The organism is Pseudokineococcus sp. 1T1Z-3 (assembly GCF_037482365.1).
Taxonomy (GTDB): domain Bacteria; phylum Actinomycetota; class Actinomycetes; order Actinomycetales; family Quadrisphaeraceae; genus Pseudokineococcus.
In genome coordinates, this window is sequence record NZ_JBBHZF010000007.1 from 1 (window position 1) to 23,644 (window position 23,644).

General features: G+C 75.7%; 21 protein-coding genes. 17 read left to right on the forward strand and 4 right to left on the reverse strand.

Annotated features, from left to right (window positions below; translation table 11 throughout):
* The first annotated feature begins 149 nt into the window (after positions 1–149).
* The 15 genes from WDV86_RS02855 to whiG all read left to right on the forward strand — a co-directional run bounded on the left by WDV86_RS02855 (position 150) and on the right by whiG (position 14,952).
* Positions 150–2,630, forward strand: coding sequence for a [protein-PII] uridylyltransferase (locus tag WDV86_RS02855; protein WP_339566082.1), 2,481 nt, complete (start codon positions 150–152; stop codon positions 2,628–2,630).
* Positions 2,631–2,752: 122 nt separating this feature from the next.
* Positions 2,753–4,378 carry a signal recognition particle protein gene (ffh, locus tag WDV86_RS02860; RefSeq protein WP_339566083.1) on the forward strand — a complete coding sequence of 542 codons (1,626 nt, stop codon included), beginning with the start codon at positions 2,753–2,755 and terminating at the stop codon, positions 4,376–4,378.
* A gap of 203 nt (positions 4,379–4,581) precedes the next feature.
* The gene (rpsP, locus tag WDV86_RS02865; protein ID WP_339566084.1) at positions 4,582–5,025 is read left to right on the forward strand and encodes a 30S ribosomal protein S16; all 444 of its coding nucleotides are present in this window, start codon (positions 4,582–4,584) and stop codon (positions 5,023–5,025) included.
* Between the two features lies 1 nt (position 5,026).
* On the forward strand, positions 5,027–5,272 hold the full coding sequence (locus WDV86_RS02870; RefSeq protein WP_339566085.1) for an RNA-binding protein: 246 nt from the start codon (positions 5,027–5,029) through the stop codon (positions 5,270–5,272).
* Positions 5,273–5,292: 20 nt separating this feature from the next.
* Positions 5,293–5,847, forward strand: coding sequence for a ribosome maturation factor RimM (gene rimM, locus WDV86_RS02875; protein ID WP_339566116.1), 555 nt, complete (start codon positions 5,293–5,295; stop codon positions 5,845–5,847).
* 1 nt (position 5,848) lies between these two features.
* The gene (trmD, locus tag WDV86_RS02880; RefSeq protein WP_339566086.1) at positions 5,849–6,667 is read left to right on the forward strand and encodes a tRNA (guanosine(37)-N1)-methyltransferase TrmD; all 819 of its coding nucleotides are present in this window, start codon (positions 5,849–5,851) and stop codon (positions 6,665–6,667) included.
* Between the two features lie 227 nt (positions 6,668–6,894).
* Positions 6,895–7,251, forward strand: a complete 357-nt coding sequence (gene rplS, locus WDV86_RS02885; RefSeq protein WP_339566087.1) for a 50S ribosomal protein L19 — start codon at positions 6,895–6,897, stop codon at positions 7,249–7,251.
* A gap of 185 nt (positions 7,252–7,436) precedes the next feature.
* Positions 7,437–8,321 (forward strand): signal peptidase I, encoded by an 885-nt coding sequence (gene lepB / locus WDV86_RS02890; RefSeq protein WP_339566088.1) that lies wholly within the window; start codon positions 7,437–7,439, stop codon positions 8,319–8,321.
* A 29-nt stretch (positions 8,322–8,350) separates the two neighbouring features.
* Complete coding sequence (locus WDV86_RS02895) at positions 8,351–9,121, forward strand: ribonuclease HII (RefSeq protein ID WP_339566089.1); 771 nt, start codon at positions 8,351–8,353, stop codon at positions 9,119–9,121.
* A 3-nt stretch (positions 9,122–9,124) separates the two neighbouring features.
* On the forward strand, positions 9,125–9,433 hold the full coding sequence (locus WDV86_RS02900) for a DUF2469 domain-containing protein (protein WP_339566090.1): 309 nt from the start codon (positions 9,125–9,127) through the stop codon (positions 9,431–9,433).
* Positions 9,434–9,586: 153 nt separating this feature from the next.
* Positions 9,587–9,967, forward strand: a complete 381-nt coding sequence (locus tag WDV86_RS02905) for a YraN family protein (RefSeq protein ID WP_339566091.1) — start codon at positions 9,587–9,589, stop codon at positions 9,965–9,967.
* The gene (locus tag WDV86_RS02910; protein WP_339566092.1) at positions 9,967–11,508 is read left to right on the forward strand and encodes a YifB family Mg chelatase-like AAA ATPase; all 1,542 of its coding nucleotides are present in this window, start codon (positions 9,967–9,969) and stop codon (positions 11,506–11,508) included. Before WDV86_RS02905 ends, WDV86_RS02910 begins: the two co-directional genes overlap by 1 nt.
* Entirely contained in the window at positions 11,505–12,740 is a 1,236-nt protein-coding gene (gene dprA / locus WDV86_RS02915; RefSeq protein ID WP_339566093.1) for a DNA-processing protein DprA, read from the forward strand. Before WDV86_RS02910 ends, dprA begins: the two co-directional genes overlap by 4 nt.
* A gap of 125 nt (positions 12,741–12,865) precedes the next feature.
* A complete protein-coding gene (locus tag WDV86_RS02920) occupies positions 12,866–13,921 on the forward strand; it encodes a tyrosine recombinase XerC (protein WP_339566094.1) in 1,056 nt (351 codons plus the stop codon).
* 164 nt (positions 13,922–14,085) lie between these two features.
* On the forward strand, positions 14,086–14,952 hold the full coding sequence (whiG, locus tag WDV86_RS02925; protein WP_339566095.1) for an RNA polymerase sigma factor WhiG: 867 nt from the start codon (positions 14,086–14,088) through the stop codon (positions 14,950–14,952).
* Between the two features lie 3 nt (positions 14,953–14,955).
* Here whiG and WDV86_RS02930 read toward each other — a convergent pair whose 3' ends face one another.
* From WDV86_RS02930 to betT, 4 genes are all read right to left on the reverse strand, one after another.
* Positions 14,956–15,636, reverse strand: coding sequence for a peptidoglycan DD-metalloendopeptidase family protein (locus WDV86_RS02930; RefSeq protein ID WP_339566096.1), 681 nt, complete (start codon positions 15,634–15,636; stop codon positions 14,956–14,958).
* A 117-nt stretch (positions 15,637–15,753) separates the two neighbouring features.
* Positions 15,754–17,391: a GMC family oxidoreductase gene (locus WDV86_RS02935; RefSeq protein WP_339566097.1), complete on the reverse strand. Its 1,638-nt coding sequence runs from the start codon at positions 17,389–17,391 to the stop codon at positions 15,754–15,756.
* The gene (locus tag WDV86_RS02940; protein WP_339566098.1) at positions 17,388–18,920 is read right to left on the reverse strand and encodes an aldehyde dehydrogenase family protein; all 1,533 of its coding nucleotides are present in this window, start codon (positions 18,918–18,920) and stop codon (positions 17,388–17,390) included. The genes WDV86_RS02935 and WDV86_RS02940 overlap by 4 nt, the downstream gene beginning before the upstream one ends.
* Positions 18,917–21,034 (reverse strand): choline BCCT transporter BetT, encoded by a 2,118-nt coding sequence (betT, locus tag WDV86_RS02945; RefSeq protein WP_339566099.1) that lies wholly within the window; start codon positions 21,032–21,034, stop codon positions 18,917–18,919. Before betT ends, WDV86_RS02940 begins: the two co-directional genes overlap by 4 nt.
* A 497-nt stretch (positions 21,035–21,531) precedes the next feature.
* On the opposite strand from betT, the gene rpsB reads away from it, so the two are divergent.
* Together rpsB and tsf are read left to right on the forward strand one after the other, a co-directional pair.
* Entirely contained in the window at positions 21,532–22,503 is a 972-nt protein-coding gene (gene rpsB, locus WDV86_RS02950; protein ID WP_339566100.1) for a 30S ribosomal protein S2, read from the forward strand.
* A 100-nt stretch (positions 22,504–22,603) separates the two neighbouring features.
* On the forward strand, positions 22,604–23,437 hold the full coding sequence (tsf, locus tag WDV86_RS02955; RefSeq protein ID WP_339566101.1) for a translation elongation factor Ts: 834 nt from the start codon (positions 22,604–22,606) through the stop codon (positions 23,435–23,437).
* Positions 23,438–23,644: the final 207 nt, after the last annotated feature.

Sequence of the window (23,644 nt, forward strand, 5' to 3'; positions counted from 1 at the left end):
GCGCGGGCTCGACGCCCTCTGACGGCGAGCCTCGACGACGGCGCGGTGCCCCCCGCGAGGGCACCGCGCCGTCGTCGCGTCACCGCTCAAGCACGGGCGGTGACGACGGGCACGGTGCGTCGACGACGGGCAGACGGAGGGAGGTGTCGATGGCCGGCAGAGCTGCAGCCGGTGCGGGAGGCGGTGCCGCGGCGGGGGGACGTCGACGGGACCTGCGCACGGAGCGGCTGACCCTGGCCGTCCGGGCGGGGCTGGACGACCCCGCCGCGGGGCCGGGGCGGCGCGAGCGCCTCGCCGACCTGGTCGACGCCTGGCTCGACCAGGTGTGGGGCGAGGCGGTCCGGGGGGTCGGTCAGGTCCCCGGTGGTGGGTCCGGTGGTGGGTCCGGTGGTGAGGTGCCCGGTGTCGCGCTCGTCGCGGTGGGCAGCCACGCGCGCCGCGAGGCGGGGCCGGCCAGCGACGTCGACCTCGTGCTGCTGCACGACGGTCGCACGCTCGACGACGACCGGCTCGCCGACCTCGCCGAGCGGCTCTGGTACCCCGTGTGGGACGCCGGGCTGCGGCTGGACCACTCGGTCCGCTCGGTCCAGGGCTGCCGGCAGGTGGCCGCCGAGGACCTGTCGGCGGCGACCGGGCTGCTCGACCTGCGGCCGGTCGCGGGCGACGCCGCCATGGCGCTGCACGCCCGCGAGGCGCTGCGCGAGGACTGGCGGCGGTCCGCGCGCCGCCGGCTGCCCGACCTGCTGGCCGCGGCCGCCGAGCGCGCCGCCGCCCACGGCGAGCTCGCCTACCTGCTGGAGGGCGACCTCAAGGAGGCCCGCGGCGGCCTGCGGGACGCCGTCGTGCTGCAGTCCATCGTCGCGAGCTGGCTCGCCGACGCCCCGCACGGCACCGCGACGTCCGCGCGGCTGCGGCTCCTCGACGTCCGCGACGCCCTGCACGCCGTCACCGGCCGCCCCGGGGACCGGCTGCCCCTGCACGAGCAGGACGCCGTCGCCGTCGCCATGGGGCTGGAGGACGCCGACGCCCTGCTCGCCGAGGTGGCCCAGGCGGCGCGGGCTCTCGCCTGGTCCCTCGACGTCACCGCCCGCGCGGCCACCGGGGCGGCGGCGACCCGGCGCGGCTGGCGCCGGCGCCGCCCGCAGCACCGGCAGGTCGAGGCCGACCTCGTCGAGCACGACGACGAGCTGTGCCTGGGCGCCGGGGCCCGGCCCTCGGCCGACCCGACCCTCGCCCTGCGCGCGGCGGCCGCGGCGGCCCGCGAGGGCCTGCCCCTCTCGCCCGTGACGGCAGGGCACCTGGCGACCGGCGCGCGCCCGCTGCCCGAGCCGTGGCCGGCGCCGGCCCGCGCGGCGCTGCTGGAGCTGCTCGGCACGGGCGCGGCGCAGGTGCCGGTGTGGGAGACCCTCGACCAGGTCGGACTCGTCACCACCTGGTTCCCCGAGTGGGTCGCCGTGCGCAACCGGCCGCAGCGCACCGTCATCCACCGCCACACGGTCGACCGTCACCTCGTCGAGACGTGCGTGCAGGCGGCAGAGCTGCTCGCCGACGTCGCCCGGCCGGACCTGCTGCTGGTCACGTGCCTGCTGCACGACCTCGGCAAGGTCGCCGGTGCCCGTGACCACAGCGAGGTCGGTGCGCCGCTCGCGGCCGCCGTCGCGCGCCGCGTCGGGCTGCCCGAGGGGGACGTGGAGGACGTGCGCCGGCTCGTGCGCCACCACCTCACGCTCGTGGACCTCGCGACGAGGCGCGACCCCGACGACCCCCGCACGGTCGGCGAGCTGGTCGACGCCGTCGACGGCCGGGAGGAGCTGCTCGACCTGCTGCGCGCGCTCACCGAGGCCGACGCCCGTGCCGCCGGTCCGGCCGCGTGGACCGCCTGGCGGCGCCGGCTCGTCGACGACCTCGTCGCCCGGGCCCGCTCGGCGCTGCAGGGCCGCGAGCCCCCCGGTCCGGCGCCCCTGACCGCCGCCGAGCGGGGTCTCGTGGCGGCCGTCCTCGCCGACGGCGGCCCACGCGTGGAGACCAGCCCGCTGCTGGGGCTGCACGGCGTCACCGTCGTGGCCCCCGACCGGCCGGGTCTCTTCGGGGACGTCGCCGGGCTGCTCGCCGCCCACGGGCTGGCCGTCCGCTCCGCGCTCGTCCGCACCGTCGACGGCGTCGCCGTCGACACCTGGTGGGTGCACAGCAGCCGCGGCGTCCCCGACCCGGCCGTGCTGCGGACCGACCTGCTGCGCCTGGAGGCCGGCGACGCCTCGGTGCTGGACCGGCTGGCCCGCCGCGACGCCGGCTGGCGACCGCCGCACCCGGGCGTCGACGCGCCGCCGCGCGTCCTGGTCGTGCCCGGTGCCTCGCTGGACGCGACGGTCGTCGAGGTCCGGGCCGCCGACCGGCCGCGGCTGCTGCACCGGCTCGGCAGCGCGCTGCGCGAGGAGCACGTCGACGTCCGCAGCGCCCACGTGGCCACGCACTCGGCGCGCGCCGTCGACGTCCTCTACCTCTGCGAGCCAGAGGGCGGGCCGCTCAGCCCGGGGCGGACCGCGCGCGTGGTCGGCGTCCTCACCGACGCGGCCTCCGCCGACGCCGACGGCTCGTCCGCGCCGACGGCGGGCGTCGCGGCGGGCGGCTGACGGCGCTCCGGCCGGGCACCGGGCCGACGTCCGCGGGCCGGCGTCCACGGGCGGGGGCGCAGGGCGCGCGGTGCAGGGCGCGGGGCGGTGGGGCCGCGGGTGCCGGCGGGTAACCTCGCCCCGTGTTCTCCTCCCTCTCCGACCGGCTGGCGGCCACCTTCAAGGGCCTGCGCGGCAAGGGCCGGCTGTCCGAGGCGGACGTCGACGCGACGGTCCGCGAGATCCGCCGGGCGCTGCTGGACGCCGACGTCGCGCTGCCCGTCGTCCGCCAGTTCGCGGCGACCGTGCGCGAGCGGGCGCTGTCCGCGGAGGTCTCGGGAGCCCTCAACCCGGCGCAGCAGGTCGTCAAGATCGTCCACGAGGAGCTCGTCGGCGTCCTCGGCGGGCAGACCCGCCGGCTGTCCTTCGCCAAGACGCCGCCGACCGTCATCATGCTCGCCGGCCTGCAGGGCGCCGGGAAGACGACCCTGGCCGGCAAGCTCGGCCGCTGGCTGAAGGACCAGGGCCACGCACCGCTGCTCGTGGCCGCCGACCTGCAGCGCCCGGGCGCCGTGCAGCAGCTGCAGGTGGTCGGCGAGCGTGCAGGCGCCACGGTGTTCGCGCCCGAGCCGGGCAGCGGCGTCGGGGACCCCGTCGACGTGGCTCGCCGCGGCGTCGCGCACGCGCGTGAGCACCACCACGACGTCGTCGTCGTCGACACCGCCGGCCGCCTCGGCGTCGACGCCGAGATGATGGCGCAGGCCGCCGACATCCGCGCCGCCACCTCGCCCGACGAGGTGCTCTTCGTCGTCGACGCGATGATCGGCCAGGACGCCGTCGCGACGGCGCAGGCCTTCCTCGAGGGCGTCGAGCTCACCGGCGTCGTGCTCTCCAAGCTCGACGGCGACGCCCGCGGCGGCGCGGCGCTGTCGGTGGCCTCGGTGACGGGCCGCCCGGTGATGTTCGCCTCGACGGGCGAGGGGCTCACCGACTTCGAGGTCTTCCACCCCGACCGGATGGCCTCGCGCATCCTCGACATGGGGGACGTCCTCACCCTCATCGAGCAGGCCGAGAAGGCCTTCGACGCCGAGCAGACCGCCGACCTCGCCGGCCGGTTCGCCTCGGGCGAGGACTTCACGCTCGAGGACTTCCTCGTGCAGATGCAGGGCCTGCGCAACATGGGCTCGATCAAGAAGATGCTCGGGATGCTCCCCGGCATGGGGGAGATGCGCGAGCAGCTGGAGAGCTTCGACGAGCGGGAGATCGACCGCATCGAGGCGATCGTCCGGTCGATGACGCCGGCCGAGCGCCGCACCCCGAAGATCATCAACGGCTCGCGGCGGTCCCGCATCGCCAAGGGCTCCGGACGCACCGTCACCGACGTCAACCAGCTGCTCGAGCGATTCGGGCAGGCCCAGACGATGATGCGCTCGATGCGCCAGGGAGGCGGCCGCGGCATGGGCGCCGGGGGCATGGCGGGGATGCTCGGCGGCATGGGCGGCGGCCACGGCCCCGGCGGCGGCATGGCCGGGCTGCCGGGTGGCGGCAAGAAGTCGCGGGGGAGGACCGCGCCGCCCAAGAAGAGCAAGAGCAAGTCGGGCAACCCGGCCAAGCGTGCCCAGCAGCAGCAGGGGGCGACCGCCCGCCAGGCGTCGGCGCCCGGGTCGGCCTTCGGCCTGCCGACCGGTCAGCAGCAGGGGCATCAGCAGGCGGGGACGACCGAGGACCTGCAGCTGCCGCCGGGCTTCGACAAGCTGCTCGGTCGCTGAGGAGCGCCCTGCCCGGCGGGCGCCCCGGCGGGCAGGCCGCGTGGTCGCAGCCGGGCGGCGGCGTCTGGCAGACTGGCCCGCTGTACCGCGTGCGCCGGGGCCCTCTCTCCCCGGCGCGGGCGAGTCCTGCAGCACCGGTGACGGCGGCCCCCACCCGTCCGTGTCGGCGCTCACCCCAGACGAACCAGGAGAACCCCTCCACCGTGGCAGTGAAGATCCGTCTCAAGCGCCTGGGCAAGATCCGGGCCCCGTACTACCGCGTCGTCGTCGCCGACTCGCGCACCAAGCGCGACGGCCGGGCGATCGAGGAGATCGGGAAGTACCACCCGACCGAGGACCCCTCGCTCATCGACATCAAGTCCGACCGGGCGCAGTACTGGCTGGGTGTCGGCGCGCAGCCGACCGAGCAGGTCGAGGCCCTCCTCAAGGTCACGGGCGACTGGCAGAAGTTCAAGGGCCTCCCGGGCGCCGAGGGCACCCTCAAGCAGCCGACGCCCAAGCCTGACCGTCGCGCCGCCTTCGAGGCCGCTGCCCGCGAGAGCGGCCCGGCCGAGCTGGCCCCCAAGGAGGACGCCACCGCGAAGGCGTCTGCGCCGAAGGCCGCCGAGGCGGCGCCGTCCGAGGACGCACCGGTCGCGAAGGCCTGACGTGCTCGCCGACGCCCTCGAGCACCTCGTCCGCGGCATCGTGGACAACCCCGACGACGTCCGCATCGCCAGCAGGTCGATGCGTCGCGGGACGGTGCTCGAGGTCCGGGTCCACCCCGACGACCTCGGTCGCGTCATCGGGCGGGCCGGACGCACGGCCCGCTCGCTGCGGACGGTGCTCTCGGCGCTGTCCCGCGACGACGGGCCCGTGCGCGTCGACGTCGTGGACGTCGACCGCAGCCGCTGACCGCCGGGGCGGTCGTCGTGATGGAGCTCGTCGTCGCCCGTGCCGGCCGTCCGCACGGCCTGCGCGGTGAGGTCACTCTCGAGGTGCGCACCGACGCCCCGCAGCGCCGGCTGGCGCCCGGGGCGCGGTTGCGCACCGACCCCGACGTCGGCGTCCTGACGGTCGAGCAGGCCCGCGACCACCAGGGCCGCCTCCTCGTCGCCTTCACCGAGGTCCTCGACCGCAGCGCGGCCGAGGACCTGCGCGGGGTCCTCCTGCTCGTCGACGTCGACCCCGACGACCCGGCCGAGGCCGAGGACGACGCCTGGCACCGCGACCAGCTCGTGGGGCTGCGCGCGGTCCTGCGGGACGGCCGGGACGTCGGGGAGGTCGTCGACCTCACCCACCTGCCGGCCCAGGACGTCCTCGTCGTGCGCCAGAGCTCGGGCGCGCGGGCGCTCGTGCCCTTCGTCGCCGCCATCGTGCCCGAGGTCGACGTCCGGGCCGGCCGCGTCGTCCTCGACCCGCCCGGCGGGCTGCTCGAGGCGGTGCCCGCCGCGGAGGACGAGACGGGCGACGACGGCGAGGAGCCCTGACGTGCGCGTCGACGTCGTCACGGTCTTCCCGGAGTACCTCGCGCCCCTCGGCCTGTCGCTGCTCGGGCGGGCCCAGCGCCTGGGGCTGCTCGCCGTCCACGTCCACGACCTGCGCGGCTGGACCGACGACCGGCACCGCACGGTCGACGACACCCCCGCGGGCGGCGGCGCGGGGATGGTCATGCTCCCCGAGCCGTGGGGGCGGGCTCTGGACGCCGTCCGGCGGGGGGAGGGCCCCGACGGCCGGGTGGGCGACCTGCCCGCCCCACGCGGGGCCGGCGACGCCGACCTCCCCGTGCTGCTGGTGCCCAGCCCGTCGGGACGCCCCCTGACGCAGGCCCTGGCCCACGAGCTGGCCGCCGAGCCACGGCTCGTCCTGGCGTGCGGGCGCTACGAGGGCATCGACGAGCGGGTCGTGGAGGACGCCGCCCGCAGCTACCGGGTGCTCCCCTTCAGCCTCGGGGACTACGTGCTCAACGGCGGCGAGGTCGCCGCGCTGGCGCTCGTCGAGGCCGTCGGGCGGCTGCTGCCGGGCGTCGTCGGCAACCCGGCGTCGCTGGCGGAGGAGTCCCACGAGCAGGGTCTGCTGGAGCACCCCGTCTACACCCGGCCGGCCACCTGGCGGGGCCTGGAGGTGCCAGCGGTTCTGTCCTCGGGCCACCACGGCGAGGTGAGCAGGTGGCGCCGCGAGCAGGGGCTGCGCCGCACGGCCCGTCGTCGTCCGGACCTGCTGGCGGCGCTGCACGCCCAGCACCCCGAGGCCCTGGGTGCCTCCGACCTCGACGTGCTCGCCGACGAGGGCTGGACGCCGCCGGGCTGAGCCCGGCCCCGGCGTCGTCAGGTGCGCGGCGCCGGCTGTGGCAGACTTGCCCGTCGAGCCGATCCCGGGCCCGCCCCTGCCGCAGGGGGGCGAGCGGGGCCCGACGACCTCCCGGTCGAGGCGGCGGTGGGCCGTCTCCCGGCTCATGACGACGAAGCAGGCAAGGGCCCGGTGCCCGGCCACGAGTGCGCGACCGTCCTGCGGCGGCCGCGAGAGAGCAGCAGACGATGCAGGCACTGGACGGTCTCGACGCGGTCTCGATGCGCGACGACATGCCCGACTTCCGCCCCGGCGACACCGTCAAGGTGCACGTGAAGGTCGTCGAGGGCACCCGCTCCCGCGTCCAGCTGTTCCAGGGCGTCGTCATCCGACGTCAGGGCGACGGTGTCCGCGAGACCTTCACGGTCCGCAAGGTGAGCTTCGGCGTCGGCGTCGAGCGCACCTTCCCGGTCCACACCCCGGCCATCGACCACGTCGAGGTCGCCACGCGCGGTGACGTCCGTCGGGCCAAGCTGTACTACCTGCGCGAGCTGCGCGGCAAGGCCGCGAAGATCAAGGAGAAGCGCGAGCCCGTCTCCCGCTGAGCAGCCCGTCTCGGGCACGAGCTCCGCGCCTCGGCGCGACCTGCGACGCCCCCGGTCCGTGCGGACCGGGGGCGTCGTCGTGCGAGGCTAGGGAGGGACGAGTGAGATCTCGGCGCGGGTGAGAGCCCGGTGCGCGGGAGCCGGGCGGACGTGCCGGTCGGCAGGTCGGCGAGAGGGCGAGGTCGGTGAGCAGCTCCGAGCGCGGGTCGGACGAGGACCCCGGTCCTGTCGGGCCGTCGCCTGCCGGGTCACCCTCCACGGAGCCCGCGTCCACGGTCGCCAACAGCGCCGAGCCCCCCGAGCGGACGCGTCGCGGCGGCCCGCTCGCGGCGCTGCGCGAGGTGGTCGTCGTGGTCGTGACGGCGCTGGTGCTGTCGCTGCTGCTCAAGACCTTCCTCGTGCAGGCCTTCTACATCCCCTCGGAGTCGATGCAGCCGACGCTGGAGGTCGGTGACCGGGTCCTCGTCAGCCGCCTCACCCCGGGCCCCTTCGCGCTGGAGCGCGGCGACGTCGTCGTGTTCACCGACCCGGGCGGCTGGCTCACGCAGGCGCCCGCGCCGGAGCGCACGGCCGTCGGCCAGGTCTTCGCCGACGTGCTGAGCTTCGTCGGCGTCCTGCCCGAGGACTCCGGCGAGCACCTCATCAAGCGGGTCGTCGGGCTGCCCGGCGACGAGGTCTCCGCCGACGGGTCGGGCGCGGTGCTCGTCAACGGCGAGCCGCTGCGCGAGCGCTACCTCTACCCAGGCGACGTCGCGAGCGCCGAGGCCTTCAGCGTCGTCGTGCCGGAGGACCAGCTGTGGGTCATGGGTGACCACCGCAGCGACTCCCTGGACAGCCGCGCCCACACCGCGCTGCCCGGCGGGGGGACGGTGCCGGTCGAGGACGTCGTCGGGCGCGCCGTGCTGCTCGTGTGGCCGCTGGACCGGTGGGACTGGTTGGGCGAGGGCGGCGACGCCTTCCGCGGCGTGCCCGAGGCGGCGTCGGCGGCCGTCGACGGCTCGGGTGAGGCTGAGGGCGCTCCGGGCGGCGGGGAGCTGACGCCTGCGCCGTCGCCCGTGCCCGGCTCGTGAGCGGGGCAGCACCCTCCCGCCTCCCGCCCGTGCCTGGCCGCCTGCGGTCGAGGCCGTCGCCGGCGCCGACGCTGCGGGCCGAGCGGGCGCTGCTGCGGCAGGGGCACCTGCTCGTCGCGGGCATGGACGAGGTCGGCCGGGGGGCGCTCGCCGGGCCCGTGAGCGTCGGGGTCGCCGTCGTCGACGCAGGGACCCGCACCGCCCCGGCCGGTCTGAGGGACTCCAAGCTGCTCGCCCCCGAGGTCCGCGAGGGCCTGGCGCCGCGGCTGCGCCGGTGGGCCGTGGCGGAGGCGGTCGGGCACGCGAGCGCGGGGGAGGTCGACTCCCTCGGGCTCACCGCGGCGCTGCGGCTCGCAGGTCGCCGGGCCCTGGCGGCCGCCGGGGTGCGGCCGTGCGTCGTCGTCCTCGACGGGTCCCACGACTGGCTGTCGACGCCGCGGCCGCGGGGGACGGCCCGCCGGGAGGCGTGGACGGTGCAGACCCAGGTCAAGGCCGACCTGCGGTGCGCCGCCGTCGCCGCCGCGAGCGTCCTGGCGAAGACGGAGCGGGACGCGCTCATGCGGGCGCTCGGGGTCGGCGAGCCGCGCTACGGGTGGGCCGGCAACAAGGGCTACTCGGCGCCCGAGCACCTCGCCGCGCTGCGCCGGCACGGGCCCTGCCACCAGCACCGCCGCTCGTGGCGCCTGCCCACGCAGGACTCGGGGGCCGTGCCGCCCGGGGCGGGGGAGGAGCCCTCGCCGTCGGGCAGGATGGGGGCCCGGGAGCCGGAGCACGCCGGCGCACGACGGGTGGAGGCCTAGCTGGTGAGCGCCGAGGACCTCGAGGACTACGAGACCGAGATGGAGCTCGCGCTCTACCGCGAGTACCGCGACGTCGTGGGCCTCTTCTCCTACGTGGTCGAGACCGAGCGGCGCTTCTACCTCGCCAACTCCGTCGACCTGGTGCCGCGCAGCACCGACGGGGAGGTCTGGTTCGAGCTGACCCTCGGGGACGCGTGGGTCTGGGACGTCTACCGCTCCAAGCGGTTCGTCAAGCAGGTCCGCGTCGTCACCTTCAAGGACGTCAACGTCGAGGAGCTCGCCAAGACCGAGCTCGAGGTCCCCGAGACCTAGCGGGTCTCCGCCCGCGGCGCGACCTGCTCGCGCGAGCGGCGAGGTCGCCCCGGCGCCCACAGGCCGCCGGGCGGGGCGGTTGTCCACTCCTGCGCCCCGCCGAGCCGGCGCGGCCCCCGTGCCTCGCCAGTGTTCCGCCCGGAGGTGGTGGGCGTGCGGGTGACGGACGCGGTAGGTCGGTACGGCGAGCAGGTGGCGGTGACGCACCTGGAGGCCGCGGGGATGACGGTGGTGGCCCGCAACTGGCGGTGCGCCGCACCGGTGCGGGGTGAGCTGGACGTCGTCGTGCGCGACGGCGACGCGCTCGTCGCCGTCGAGGTCAAGACGCGGCGGTGCGGGCCGACGGGGACGCCGGCCGCAGGGCACCCGTTCGAGGCGGTGACGCCGGTCAAGGCGGCGCGGGTGCGGCGGCTGCTCGTCGCCTTCGCCGACGCGACGGGCGAGCGCGCCGGCTCGCTGCGGGTCGACGCCGTCGCGGTGCTGCGGCCGACGCGGGGCCCGGCGCTCGTCGAGCACCTGCGCGGGGTGGCGTGATGGGGCTCGGCACGACGCGCGGCGTCGCGCTCGTGGGGATGGCGGGTGCGCTCGTCGACGTCGAGGCCTTCGTGACCCCGGGGCTGCCGGCCTTCGTCGTCACGGGCCTGCCGGACACCTCCCTCGGCCAGTCGCGCGACCGGGTCCGGGCGGCGCTGTCGGGCATCGGGTGCGCGCTGCCGTCCAAGCGGGTCACGGTCAACCTGTCCCCGGCGTCGCTGCCCAAGCAGGGTGCCGGCTTCGACCTCGCGGTCGCCGTGGCCGTGCTGGCCGCCGAGGGCCGCCTGGGGCGCGAGGTCGTCCGCGGCTGGACCCACCTCGGCGAGCTGGGCCTGGACGGGCGGCTGCGCCCCGTCCGCGGCGTGCTGCCCGCGGTGGTGGCCTCCGTCGCCGCGGGGCTGCCGCGGGTCGTCGTCCCGGCCGAGAACGCCGCCGAGGCCGAGCTGGTGCCCGGCGCCCAGGTGGTCGGCGCCGCCAGCCTCGCCGCAGTCGTGCGCGAGCACGGCGGTCGCGTGGAGGACGGGTGCGACCCGGACGACGACGGCCACCGCCTGCCGCCGGCGACGGCGTGCCCCGCGCCGCCGCCGGACCTCGCCGACGTCGTCGGCCAGGTCGAGGCGCGCCGCGCCGTCGAGGTCGCCGCCGCGGGCGGGCACCACCTGCTCATGCTGGGCCCGCCGGGGGCGGGCAAGACGATGCTCGCCGCCCGCCTGCCGGGGCTGCTGCCGGACCTGGAGGACGCCGAGGCCGTCGAGGTCACCGCGGTGCACTCCGTCGCCGGCACCTTCGACGCCTCGCAGGGTCTCCTCCGTCGCCCGCCCTTCGAGGACCCCCACCACACGGCCACCGCGCCGTCGGTCGTCGGCGGGGGCAGCGGGGTCGTCCGTCCCGGGGCGGCCTCGCGCGCCCACCGCGGGGTCCTCTTCCTCGACGAGGCCCCGGAGTTCCGCAAGGACGTGCTCGAGGCGCTGCGCCAGCCGCTGGAGCAGGGGAGCCTGGTCATCGCCCGTGCCGGGGGTGCGGCGCGCTACCCGGCGCGCTTCCAGCTGGTCATGGCCGCCAACCCCTGCCCGTGCGGGCGCTCCAGCGGCAAGGGCGAGCACTGCTCGTGCTCTCCGCTGGAGCGCCGCCGCTACCTCGCGCGGCTGTCAGGGCCGCTGCTGGACCGGGTGGACCTGCAGGTCGAGGTGACGGCGCCCTCCCGGGCGGCGCTGGCCGCCGGCGAGCCGGGGGAGTCCACGGCGCCCGTGGCCGCCCGGGTGCGGGCGGCCCGGTCGGCGCAGGTCGAGCGGCTGGCCGGGACCGGCGCGACCTGCAACGGCGACGCGCCCGGCTCGCTGCTGCGCGGGAGGCTGCGCCTGGCGCAGCCCGTCGTGGCCGACCTCGACGTCGCGCTGGAGCGGGGGCGGCTCACCGTCCGCGGCTACGACCGGGTCCTGCGCACCGCCTGGACGCTGGCCGACCTCGAGGGCGCCGTCACGCCCACGCGCGACCACGTGGGCTCGGCCCTGCTGCTGCGGCTGCGGGGGAGGGCCGCGTGAGCGCCGGACGCCTGCCGGTCGGGCCACCGGTGCCCGGGTGGGCGAGCGAGGAGCGGTGGGCCCGGGTGGCGTGGAGCCGGCTCGCCGAGCCCGGCGACTCGGTAGCGGGCGCCCTGCGCTCGGCGCTGGGCCCGGTCGAGGCGCTCGACCTCGTCCTGGCCGGCGGTGCGGGCGACGCCGCGGGGCTCGGCCGGCACGAGCGGCTCGGGACCGCTCGCGCGCGGGCAGCCTTGAGCGCCGGGCTCGACCGGTGGCGGGCCCGGCTGCCGGGGCTGGAGCCGCTGCGCGACGCCGAGGTGGTGCACCGGCTGGGCGGGCGCGTCGTCGTCCCGGACGACGAGGAGTGGCCGCGGCGCCTGGACGACCTCGGCGAGAGCGCGCCGGCGTGCCTGTGGGTCCGCGGCGCCGGTCGGCTCGGTCCGCTCGCGGAGCGCTCGGTGGCCCTCGTGGGGGCACGGGCGGCCTCGCCCTACGGCGAGCACGTCACGGGCGAGCTCGCCGTGGGACTGGCCGAGCGGGGCGTCACCGTCATCTCCGGGGGTGCCTTCGGCATCGACGCCGCCGCCCACCGGGCCGCGCTGGCCGTCGGCGGGGCGACCGTCGCGGTGCTCGCGTGCGGGGTCGACCGGGCCTACCCGGTGGCCCACGAGCAGCTGCTGGCACGCATCGCGGCCGAGCACGTCGTCGTGTCCGAGCAGCCGCCCGGGTCGGCCCCGACGCGCTGGCGCTTCCTCGAGCGCAACCGGGTCGTCGCGGCGGCCTCCAGCGCCGTTGTGGTCGTCGAGGCGGCGTGGCGGTCGGGCGCGCTCAGCACGGCCACGCGTGCGGCGGGCCTCCTACGACCGCTCGGCGCGGTGCCCGGGCCGGTGACCTCGGCGACCTCGGCCGGCTGCCACCGGATCATGCGCGAGCTCCAGGCGACCTGCGTCACCGAGGCGGCCGACGTGCTCGAGCTCGTGGACGCCGTCGACGGGGCCTCCCGCGACCCGACGCTGCCCAGTGGGACAGGGCGACGACGACCCCTGGACGGGCTCGAGGGTGACGACCTCCGCGTCGCCGACGCGCTGCCCGTCCGGCGCGGGGCGCCGGCGCTCTCGGTCGCGCGGGCCGCCGGGCTCGACGAGCGGACGGTGGTCGGGGCGCTGGGGCGGCTGCAGCTGTCGGGGCACGCCGAGCAGGTCGGCGCGGACGACCGAGGGGCGCTCTGGCGGCGGGCCGCGCGGGCGAGGTGAGGCGCCCTCCTCGGCCGACGTCTGCTCCGTCTCGGAGATGTTGCGCCGCAACTTCTTGCGGACGCCGTCGGGCTGAGCCACCGTAGCGGCGTGGCTGGGAGCAGGGGTCGCCAGAGGTGGGGGTCATGACCGAGCGCGTCCCTGCGCCCGTGCAGCCCGTCGAGCGCGCGGCGCCCGCTGCCGCCGAGCAGCGGCCGAGGAGGTCGGTGGAGCCCCTGCCCGCCCGCGGCGAAGAGCTGCTCGCGCGGTTCGCCGAGCACCTCACGGTCGAGCGCGGGCGCTCGCCCCACACCGTGCGCGCCTACACCGGTGACGTCCGCCGTCTTCTCACGCACGCCGCAGCCCGCGGCTGCCTGGACGTCGCCGACGTCGACCTCGACGCCCTGCGCGCCTGGCTGGCCGGGGCGGCGGTGCCCCTCACCGGACCGGCTGCGACAGGGCCAGGGGCGGGGCGGGGTCTTCCGGCTGCCGCCGAGCCCTCCCGGGCGACGACCGCCCGACGGGCGGCGTCAACCCGCGCCTTCACCGCCTGGCTGGCTCGCACGGGCGCGAGCGACGGCGACGCGGGCGCCCGCTTGCGCTCGCCCGCTCGACGTGGCTCGCTGCCGCACGTCCTGTCCGGCGCGGCCGTCGGAGAGGTGCTCGCACGGGCGCGGGAGGACGCCGCAGGGGGAGACCCCGGTGCGCTGCGGGACCACGTCGCGCTGGAGCTCCTCTACGCCACCGGGGTCCGCGTCGGCGAGCTCGTCGGTCTGGACGTCGACGACGTCGACCGCGAGCGTTGGACCGTCCGGGTGATGGGCAAGGGCCGGCGCGAGCGGGTCGTGCCGTACGGCGCCCCGGCGGACGTCGCGCTGAGCAGCTGGTTGACGCTGGGCAGACCCGCTCTGGCCCAGTCGGACAGCGGGCCCGCACTGCTGCTGGGGGCGCGCGGCGGACGGTGGGGGCAGCGGTCCGCCCGGGAGGCCGTCGGACGTATCAGCGGGCAAGTTGTGTCACGACCGGTGAGTCCGCATACGCTGCGTCACAGCGCGGCGACACACATGCTGGACGGAAGGGCTGATCTGAGAAGCGTGCAGGAGATGCTCGGGCACTCGAGCCTGGCCACGACCCAGCTCTACACCCACGTCTCGGTCGACCGGCTCCGGGCGGGCTACCACCAGGCGCACCCTCGGGCGTGAGCTGGCGGCGTCCGCGCCGTGACGGCCACCACCCCGCCGCCTGACCTGCCTGACCACCCGCACCGCGAGAACCGCCTGACCAGCAGCACCGCCAGACCCGCCTCACCCGCCCGACTGACCACGCCCCCGTGCGGCCCGGGGTCCTGACGACCTGAGGAGGTCGTGTGAGCCAGCGCACCTCGCCCTCGGCACGGCGGCCCGGACCGTCGGCAGCCGCCGGGCCCGACCCGGCGGTCACCGACGAGCAGCGGGAGCCCACCCCCGCCGAGGTGGCCGAGGCCGCCGTCCGCGAGCTCTGGGTGCGCTTCAAGACGACGGGCGACGCCGCCGTCCGCGAGCGGCTGATCCTCCACTACTCGCCGCTGGTCAAGTTCGTGGCGGGCCGGGTCGGCGTCGGCCTGCCCTCCAACGTCGAGCAGGCCGACCTCGTGTCCTACGGGGTCTTCGGCCTCATCGACGCCATCGAGAAGTACGACCTCGAGCGCGCCATCAAGTTCGAGACCTACGCCATCCAGCGCATCCGCGGCGCCATCATCGACGAGCTGAGGGCGCTCGACTGGATCCCCCGCTCGGTCCGCAGCAAGGCGCGCGAGGTCGAGCGCACCTACGCCGAGCTCGAGGCGAGCCTGCACCGCACCCCGACCGAGCCGGAGGTGGCGGCCAAGATGGGCGTGCCCGTCAAGGAGCTGCACCACATCTTCAGCCAGGTCTCCTACGTCAACCTCGTGGCGCTGGACGAGCTGCTGACCGGCGGGGAGAAGGGCGACAGCCTCTCCCTGGGCGACACCCTCGAGGACACCCGCGCCGAGGACCCCGTCATGGCCTTCGAGGGCGAGGAGACCAAGTTCCTCCTCGCCCGGGCCATCGACCAGCTCTCCGAGCGGGAGAAGATCGTCGTCACCCTCTACTACTACGAGAACATGACGCTCGCGGAGATCGGCCGCGTGCTCGGCGTCACCGAGTCACGCATCTGCCAGATGCACTCCAAGGCCGTCCTCCAGCTGCGGACCAAGCTCGCCGACGCCGGCTAGCGGTCAGCGCGACGGCGCCCCGGGAGACCCGCCGGGCGGCAGCGGCAGCAGCACCGGTGGGGCCGCCGGCCGCAGGAGCGACAGCGGGTCCAGGTAGACGGCGTCGCGCCCCGTGCCGCGGCGCACCCCCCAGTGCAGGCAGCCCGGGCAGTGGGCGCCCTCGGCGCCCACGCGACCGACCGCGTCACCCCGGGCGACCGACGTCCCGACCGGGGGTGGGTCCTCGACCGGCTCCAGGCTGCTGCGCAGCCCGTCCTCGTGCTCGACCACGACGACTCCTCGGTCGACCACCCGGCCCGCGAAGGTGACGCGTCCGGCCGCCGGGGCCAGGACCTGCCCGCCCGCGACGGCCGCCAGGTCCACCCCCCGGTGCCCGGGTGACCACCGCTGCGCCGGCGCGACGAAGGGACGCTCGACGCGCGGCTCACCGGCGAGCGGCCACGACCAGCGGCTCGCGGGCGAGGGCCGGCCTGCCGGTGCGGCGCCGGCCGCGGCCGACGACGCCGGTGCTGCCGCCGGGCTGCCCACGCCCCGCGGCGCCGCCGTCGCACCGCCAGGCGCCACCAGCGCGAGCGCGCACAGCACGAGGGCCAGGGCGGTGCCGCGGCCGACGACGCCGCGCACGCCGGACGTCTGCGGGGGGTGACGCGCCGGGAGCCTGCGGGGCGGAGGGGGGAGGAGCACGTCCCCGACCCTGCCGTCGCCGGCCGGCGCCCTCGGGCTGCAGGGACGGGTCTGTGGACGACCGGAGGCCGGCGCCCCCTGTGGGCGCCGGCCTCCGGCTGCGTGGTGGTGGGGACCTCAGTCCGCGACGGCCATGCCCGCGAGGGCGTCCTCACGCACCATGACGGCGCACTTCTCGCCGATGACCATGGTCGTGATGTTGGGGTTGACGGTCGTCAGCTCAGGCATCACCGAGGCGTCGGCGACCCGCAGGCCCTCGACGCCCTTGACGCGCAGCCGCGCGTCCAGCGGCGACATCGCGTCGTCGTCGGCGCCCATCCGCACCGTCCCCGCCGGGTGGTAGACGGTGTTGTGCGTCCGGCGCACGTACTCCGCGAGGCCCTCGTCGCTCGTCACCTCCGCGCCGGGGGAGAGCTCGCGCCCGACCCACTCGGCCATCGCCGGCTGGGCCACGATCTCCCGGGCCTTGCGCAGCCCGGCGACCATGACCTCCATGTCGTGGGGGTCGGTGAAGTACCGGGGGTCCACCCGCGGCTTGTCGCGGAAGTCCCGGCTGCGCAGCCGCACGGTCCCGCGCGAGCGGGCGTGGGTGACGTTCGGCGTGAGGCAGAAGCCGTTGTCCGTGGTCGGGTAGCCCTGACGACGCGTGTGCATGTCGAAGGCCACCTGGCCGTAGTGGAACATCAGGTCCGGCCGGTCGAAGCCCTCCGCCAGCGCCCGCGGCGTCTGCGTGAAGATGCCGATCTCGAACCACTGCAGCGCCTCGCGCGTCATGGGCTGGCGCGCCTCCCACTGGATGACGCCCTCGGGGTGGTCCTGCAGGTGCTCGCCGACGCCGGGGGAGTCCACGAGCACCTCGACGCCCATCTCGCGCAGGTGCTCGGCCGGCCCGATGCCCGAGAGCATGAGCAGCTTGGGGGAGTCCACGGCCCCCGCCGAGAGGACGACCTCGCGCGCGGCCGGGACGACGTGGGTGTGCACCAGGTCGGGGTCGGCGACCTCGACGCCGGTGCAGCGGCCGTCCTCGACCACCAGCCGGGTGACCTGCCAGCCGGTGAGGACGTGCAGGTTCGGGCGGTCCAGCACCGGGTGCAGGTAGGACACCGACGAGGACGCCCGCGTGCCGTCGTCCTGGACGTTCACCTGGAACCAGCTCGCCCCCTCCACGACGGTCGTGCCGTCGTTGAAGCGGACGTTCGGGATGCCGGCCTCCTCGCACGCCGCCAGCAGCGCGGTGCCGCAGGCGTCGTACTCGCCGCCGGGGATGGTGCGCAGCCGCACCGGCCCGTCGTGCCCGTGGTGGGCGCCCTCGTCGGCGTTGTCCTCCAGCGCCGTGAAGAGCGGGAGGACCGACTCGGCGTCCCAGCCGGTCGCGCCGTGCTCGGTGGCCCAGGAGTCCAGGTCCTCCGCCGGCGCCCAGAAGGCGATGCACGAGTTGTGGGAGGAGCACCCGCCCAGGACCTTCGCCCGGGAGTGGCGCATGAAGGAGTTGCCGTTCTCCTGCGGCTCGACCGGGTAGTCCCAGTCGTAGCCGCTCTCCAGCAGCTTCATCCACTCCCGCACCGGCAGGATCGCCGGGTCCCCGACGTCGGTCGGCCCGGCCTCCAGCAGGACGACCGTCGTGCCCGGGTCCTCCGACAGCCGGGCGGCCACCACCGCGCCGCCCGAGCCGCCGCCGACGACGACGTAGTCGGCGTCCGTGGGGACGGCGCCCGGCACCGCGAACCGCGACCCCGTGCTCTCCGACGCGCTCATGCCTGCTCCTCCTGCTCGGCGAACCACCCGGTGACCTGCGGGTCGAGGTTCTGGTAGACGTGCTTGGTCTCCTGGTACTCCGCCAGGCCGGCCTCGCCCAGCTCGCGGCCGATGCCGGAGCGGCCGTAGCCGCCCCACTCGGCCTGCGCGAGGTAGGGGTGGAAGTCGTTGATCCAGATCGTCCCGTGGCGCAGCCGGTTGGCCACCCGCTGGGCCTTGCCGGCGTCCTGGGTCCACACGGCGCCCGCGAGGCCGTAGGTGGTGTCGTTGGCGATGGCCACCGCCTCGTCCTCGCTCGTGAAGGTCTCGACCGTGACGACCGGGCCGAAGGCCTCGTCCACGACGACGGACATGCCGCGACGGACGCCGTCCAGCACCGTCGGCGGGTAGAAGAAGCCCGCCTTGAGGTCGCCGTCCTCGGCGTGCTCGCCGCCGCAGCGCAGCACGGCGCCCTCCTCCACCCCGCGCCGGACGTAGGTGTGCACCTTGTCGCGGTGGGCGGCGGAGATGAGCGGCCCCGTCTGGGCGTCCTCGTCGAAGGGCCCGCCCATGCGGATGAGCTGCGCTCGGCGCACCAGCTCGTCGACGAACTCGTCGTGGATCGACTCCTCGACGACCAGGCGCGCCCCGGCCGAGCAGACCTGGCCGGAGTGCACGAAGGCGGCGTTCAGCGCGTTGTCGAGGGCCGCGTCCATCGCCGCGTCGGCGAAGACGACGTTGGGGTTCTTGCCGCCGAGCTCGAGCGCCACCTTCTTGACCGTCGCGGCCGCGGAGGCCGCGATCTTCGTGCCCGTCTCGAGACCGCCGGTGAAGGAGACGAGGTCGACGCGCAGGTCCTCGGCCAGCGGCGCGCCGGCGGTCACGCCGGAGCCGAGCACGAGGTTCGCGACGCCGGCCGGCAGCCCGCACTCGGTGAGCAGGTCCATCGTCAGGATGGCCGTCGACGGCGTCAGCTCGCTCGGCTTGAGCACGAAGGTGCAGCCGGCCGCGAGCGCCGGGGCGATCTTCCACGCCGCCTGGAGCAGCGGGTAGTTCCACGGGGAGATGAGCCCGCACACGCCCACGGGCTCGGTCTGCACCCGGGAGAGCACCATCGGGTCGCCCGCGTCGACCAGCCGGCCGGCGGAGTGCGGGGCGAGGGTGCCGAAGTGCTCGAAGCAGTCGGCGATGTCGCCCATGTCGACGCGGCTCTCGACCATCCGCTTGCCCGTGTCGAGGGACTCGGCGCGGGCGAACTCCTCGGTGCGCTCGCGCAGCCGGGCGGCGACGTCGCGCAGCAGGGCGCCGCGGCGGGCCGCCGTCCAGGTGCGCCACTCGCCGTCGTCGAAGGCCCGGCGGGCGGCCGCGATGGCGTCGCGGACGTCGTCGTCGGTGGCCTCGGAGACGGTCGCGACGAGGCTCCCGTCGGCGGGGCAGCGGATCTCGCGCGTGCCGCCGTCCGAGGCGGCCCGCCACCGCCCGTCGACGTAGAGGCTGGTGGGGGCGGGGGCCTGCGTGGCGGGGCCGCCCGTCGTGGTGGTCGTGCTCATGCGGTGGGTCCTCCGGTGGGGGTGGGGTCGTCGGGCAGCACCGAGGTCGCGTTCGGCGTGCCGGAGGTCCGGCCGAGGCGCAGGAACTCCAGGTGGCGCTCGTACTGGTCCAGGACGTCGCCGATGACCTGCTCGCGCGTGTAGCCCATGACGTCGTAGGACTGGCTGCCCTCGGTGAGGTAGACCTCGACGCGGTAGTAGACGTCCTGCGCGCTCTGGGCACGCTTGGCGTAGGACGGCATCGCCGCCGTGGTCGGCCACATCCGGTAGGCGAACGGCTGCTCCGTGCCCATGGCGACGACGAGGTCGTGGTGCGCGAGCCCGCCCGCGGCCTCGGGCCCCTCGGTGAGCTCGACGTCCATGCCCTGCGTGCGCAGCTCCTCCGCGACCTCCTCCAGCGCCGGCCGGCCGACGTCGCGCAGGAAGCGCTCGGTCGCCGCCCGGTCGGGGTGGCTGACCGCACGGGCGACGCGCTGGCGCCAGCTGCGGCCGGCGCGGTCGGGCGACGTCCGCTCCGACAGGGACGACCGCAGCACGGCGCGGTGGCTGGCCTCCCGGAAGCTCTCGACCCGCAGGGCCCGGTAGAGCCCGACCATCACCATGAGCATGACGACCGAGAAGGGCAGCCCCATGATGATCGTCGCGTTCTGCAACGTCGGGACGCCGCCGACGAGCAGCATCGCCAGCGTCAGCAGGCCGGTCGCCGCCGCCCAGAACACGCGCAGCCACACGGGGGCGTCGTGGGCCGAGGAAGGCAGGCGGCTCGTGAAGTTGCCCATGACGAGGGCGCCGGAGTCGGCCGAGGTCACGTAGAAGAGCAGGCCGATGAGCGTGGCCAGGCCCGCGGTGAAGAAGGCACCGGGGTGCTCGGCGAGCAGGGCGTAGAAGGCGCTCTCGGGCGTCTCGACCGCCGCCTGCCCGAAGGTGGCGTCCCCCGTGCGGAGCAGGTCCAGCGCGCTGTTCCCGAAGATCGAGATCCACAGCACGATGAAGCCGAAGGGGATGACGAGCACGCCGGCGACGAACTGCCGGATCGTGCGGCCGCGGGAGATGCGGGCGAGGAAGAGCCCGACGAAGGGGGCCCAGGCGATCCACCAGGCCCAGAAGAACAGCGTCCAGGCGTTGAGCCACTCGGTGGGCTGCTCGAAGGCGAAGGTGTTGAGCGTGAGGCTCGGGAAGCGGCTCACGTAGTCGCCGATGTTGAGCACGAGGCCGTCGAGCAGGAACCCGGTGCGGCCGCTGACGAGCACGAAGAGCATCAGCCCGGCGGCGAGCAGGACGTTCAGCTCCGAGAGGCGGCGGATGCCCTTGTCCACCCCGGCCACGGCCGAGATCGTCGCCATGACGACCGACAGGGCGATGAGGCCGATCTGCGCCGACCTGCCCTGCTCGATGCCGAAGAGCACGGTGAGGCCGAAGTTGAGCTGGACGACGCCGATCCCCAGGGACGTCGCGATGCCGAAGATGGTGCCCAGGACCGCGGCGACGTCGACGGCGTCGCCGAAGCGCCCGTGCACGCGCTTGCCGACGAGGGGGTAGAGCGCCGAGCGGATCGACAGCGGCAGCTCGTAGCGGTAGGCGAAGTAGCCGAGCGCCATGCCCATGAGGGCGTACATCGCCCAGCCCGTGACGCCGTAGTGGAAGAGCGTCCAGACGACGGCCTGGCGGGCCGCCTCCACCGTCTCGCCCGGACCGGTGGGCGGCTCCAGGTACTGCGTGACCGGCTCGGAGACGGCGAAGAAGACGAGGTCGATCCCGATGCCGGCGGCGAAGAGCATCGCCGTCCACGTGAAGAGGCTGTACTCGGGGCGGGCGTGGTCGGGCCCGAGGCGGACGTTGCCGAGCCGGCTGACGGCGACGCCCACGACGAAGACCAGGACGACGGTCGCGACGACGAAGTAGTACCAGCCGAAGGAGCCGGAGATGGCCCCGACGAGCCCGCCGATGACCGCGCCGGCGCCGTCGTTGTCCACCAGCGCCCAGAGCGCGATGGCCAGCACGGCGATCGCCGAGGCGGCGAAGACGAGCGGGTTGACGCGCGGCCGGTCGACCTCGACGCCGACCCCGCCGGCGTCCTCGTCCCTGCTGCTGGGTGCTTCGACCTCGTTGCTCACAAGTCCTCCTGCGGGCGGGTGCCCGTGCTGGTCGGGGGTCGCGGTGCTGGGGATGGTCCTCGGTCGAGCCGGTGGAGCCGGACCCGGTGCGGCGGGCGTCGGGCAGGACGCCCGTGGCTCGTGGTTGCGGCGTCGTGGTCTTGCCGGCCGGCGATGGACCGTAGCCGCCGGGAGGGTTGTTGTGCACTCGTGCAAGACGACTGATACATCTGGTGAGGACGACGAGGGCCGGTCGGGGCGGCTGGGGCGAGCGGTCGCCGAGGCCCCAGGGCGTCGCGGGCACCGGTGGCGGGGGCGTACTCTCGACTCGGGGTCGGCTCTCGCCGGCCTACTTCGCGCGCCCGCGGACCGTCGAGCAGACGGGGGCGCACCTCCCGGTCCGGGCCTCGACGTGGCGCGGAGCAGGTGCGCCGCGGGCGCCAGGGCGCGGCCCGCAGGGGGCTCGCGCGGTCAACCGGGACCTCCGCCCGTGGCGGAGGTCGAGAGGAGCACGTCCCATGGCCGTCGTCACGATGCGCCAGCTGCTGGAGAGTGGTGTCCACTTCGGCCACCAGACCCGCCGCTGGAACCCCAAGATGAAGCGCTTCATCTTCACCGAGCGCAACGGCATCTACATCATCGACCTGCAGCAGTCGCTGACCTACATCGACCGGGCGTACGAGTTCGTCCGGGAGACGGTCGCCCACGGCGGCACCGTGCTGTTCGTCGGCACGAAGAAGCAGGCCCAGGAGCCGCTGGCCGAGCAGGCCACCCGCGTGGGCATGCCCTACGTCAACCAGCGCTGGCTGGGCGGGATGCTCACCAACTTCCAGACGGTGAGCAAGCGCCTCGCGCGCATGAAGGAGCTCGACCTCGTCGACTTCGACGACGTCGCCGCCAGCGGGCGGACCAAGAAGGAGCTCCTAATGATGCGCCGCGAGAAGGAGAAGCTCGACCGCACCCTCGGCGGCATCCGCGACATGGCGCGCACGCCGAGCGCCGTGTGGATCGTGGACACGAACAAGGAGCACCTGGCCGTCGACGAGGCCAAGAAGCTGAACATCCCGATCGTCGCCGTCGTGGACACCAACTGCGACCCCGACGTCGTCGACTACCGGATCCCCGGCAACGACGACGCCATCCGCTCCGTCACGCTGCTCACGCGCGTCGTGGCCGACGCCGTCGCCGACGGCCTGCTGCAGCGTGCCGGCGGCGGCCAGCGCGAGGGCGCCTCCGCGTCCGAGCCGCTCGCCGAGTGGGAGCGCGAGCTCCTCGAGTCCGGGCCCGACCAGTCCGGTGCGTCCGAGGGGCACGCCTCTCGCGGCGGTGACGCCGAGGCCGAGGTTGTCGAGGGCTCCGTCGCCGGGGCCGACGCCTCCGCCGTCGCCGAGGCCGTCGCGGGCGAGCCCGCCGACGCGGCCCCGGCCGAGGCTGCCGCGGGCGAGCCGGCCCAGGAGCAGCCGGCCCAGGAGCAGTCGGCCCAGGCCTGACACCGAACCGGGCCGGGGAGGCGGGCACGAAGCTGCCTCCTCGGCCCGACCGGCCCCGCGGGGGCCGACCCCTCCCACCGACGAGGAGAGATGAGACCTCATGGCGTACACCGCCGCTGACATCAAGAAGCTCCGCGAGACCACCGGCGCGGGGATGCTCGACTGCAAGAAGGCCCTCGAGGAGTCCGAGGGCGACCTGGCCGCCGCGCAGGAGTTCCTGCGCGTCAAGGGCCTCAAGGGCGTCACCAAGCGGGAGGGCCGGACGGCCTCCAACGGGCTCGTCGCGGCGCACGTCGACGGCGGCGTCGGCACGCTCGTCGAGGTCAACTGCGAGACGGACTTCGTCGCCAAGAGCGAGCCCTTCGGCGCGCTGGCCCAGCGGGTGCTCGCGCAGGCCGTGGCCGTCGGCGCGTCAGACGCGGCGACCCTGCTGGCCTCCGACCTCGACGGCCAGAGCGTCCAGCAGGTGCTCGACGAGGGCAACGCCTCGCTGGGCGAGAAGATCGAGGTCCGCCGCGTCGCCCGTCTGGAGGGCGAGCAGGTGGTCTCCTACCTGCACCGCACGAGCCCCGACCTGCCCCCGCAGATCGGCGCGATCGTCGCGGCCAGCGGCGGGCGGGCCGACGAGGTCGGCCGCGACGTCGCCATGCACGCCGCGGCGATGAGCCCGACCTTCCTCACGCGCGAGGAGGTGTCCGAGGACGTCGTCGCCAGCGAGCGTCGTCTCGCCGAGGAGACCGCTCGCGAGGAGGGCCGCCCCGAGCAGGCGATGCCGAAGATCATCGAGGGCCGGGTCAACGGGTACTTCAAGGAGAACGTCCTGCTGGAGCAGGCCTTCGCCAAGGAGGCCAAGAAGACCGTCGGCACCTACGCCAAGGACGCCGGCGTCGAGATCACCGGCTTCGCGCGGTTCCGCGTGGGGGCCACGGCCTGACCTGACCTGACCGGCCGCCGTCAGGCGGATGCTGGACGACGAAGGGGCACCTGTCCAGGTGCCCCTTCGTCGTCGTCTGCACCCGTCCGTCACCTCGGTCGTCCCTCTCCGTGATGTGCGACCTTCTCGCGCCCACCCCTGCGACGTGTGACCTCGTCGCGCGGGCGCCTGACCGCGTCGAGGTCACACATCGCGGGGGAGGGGCGG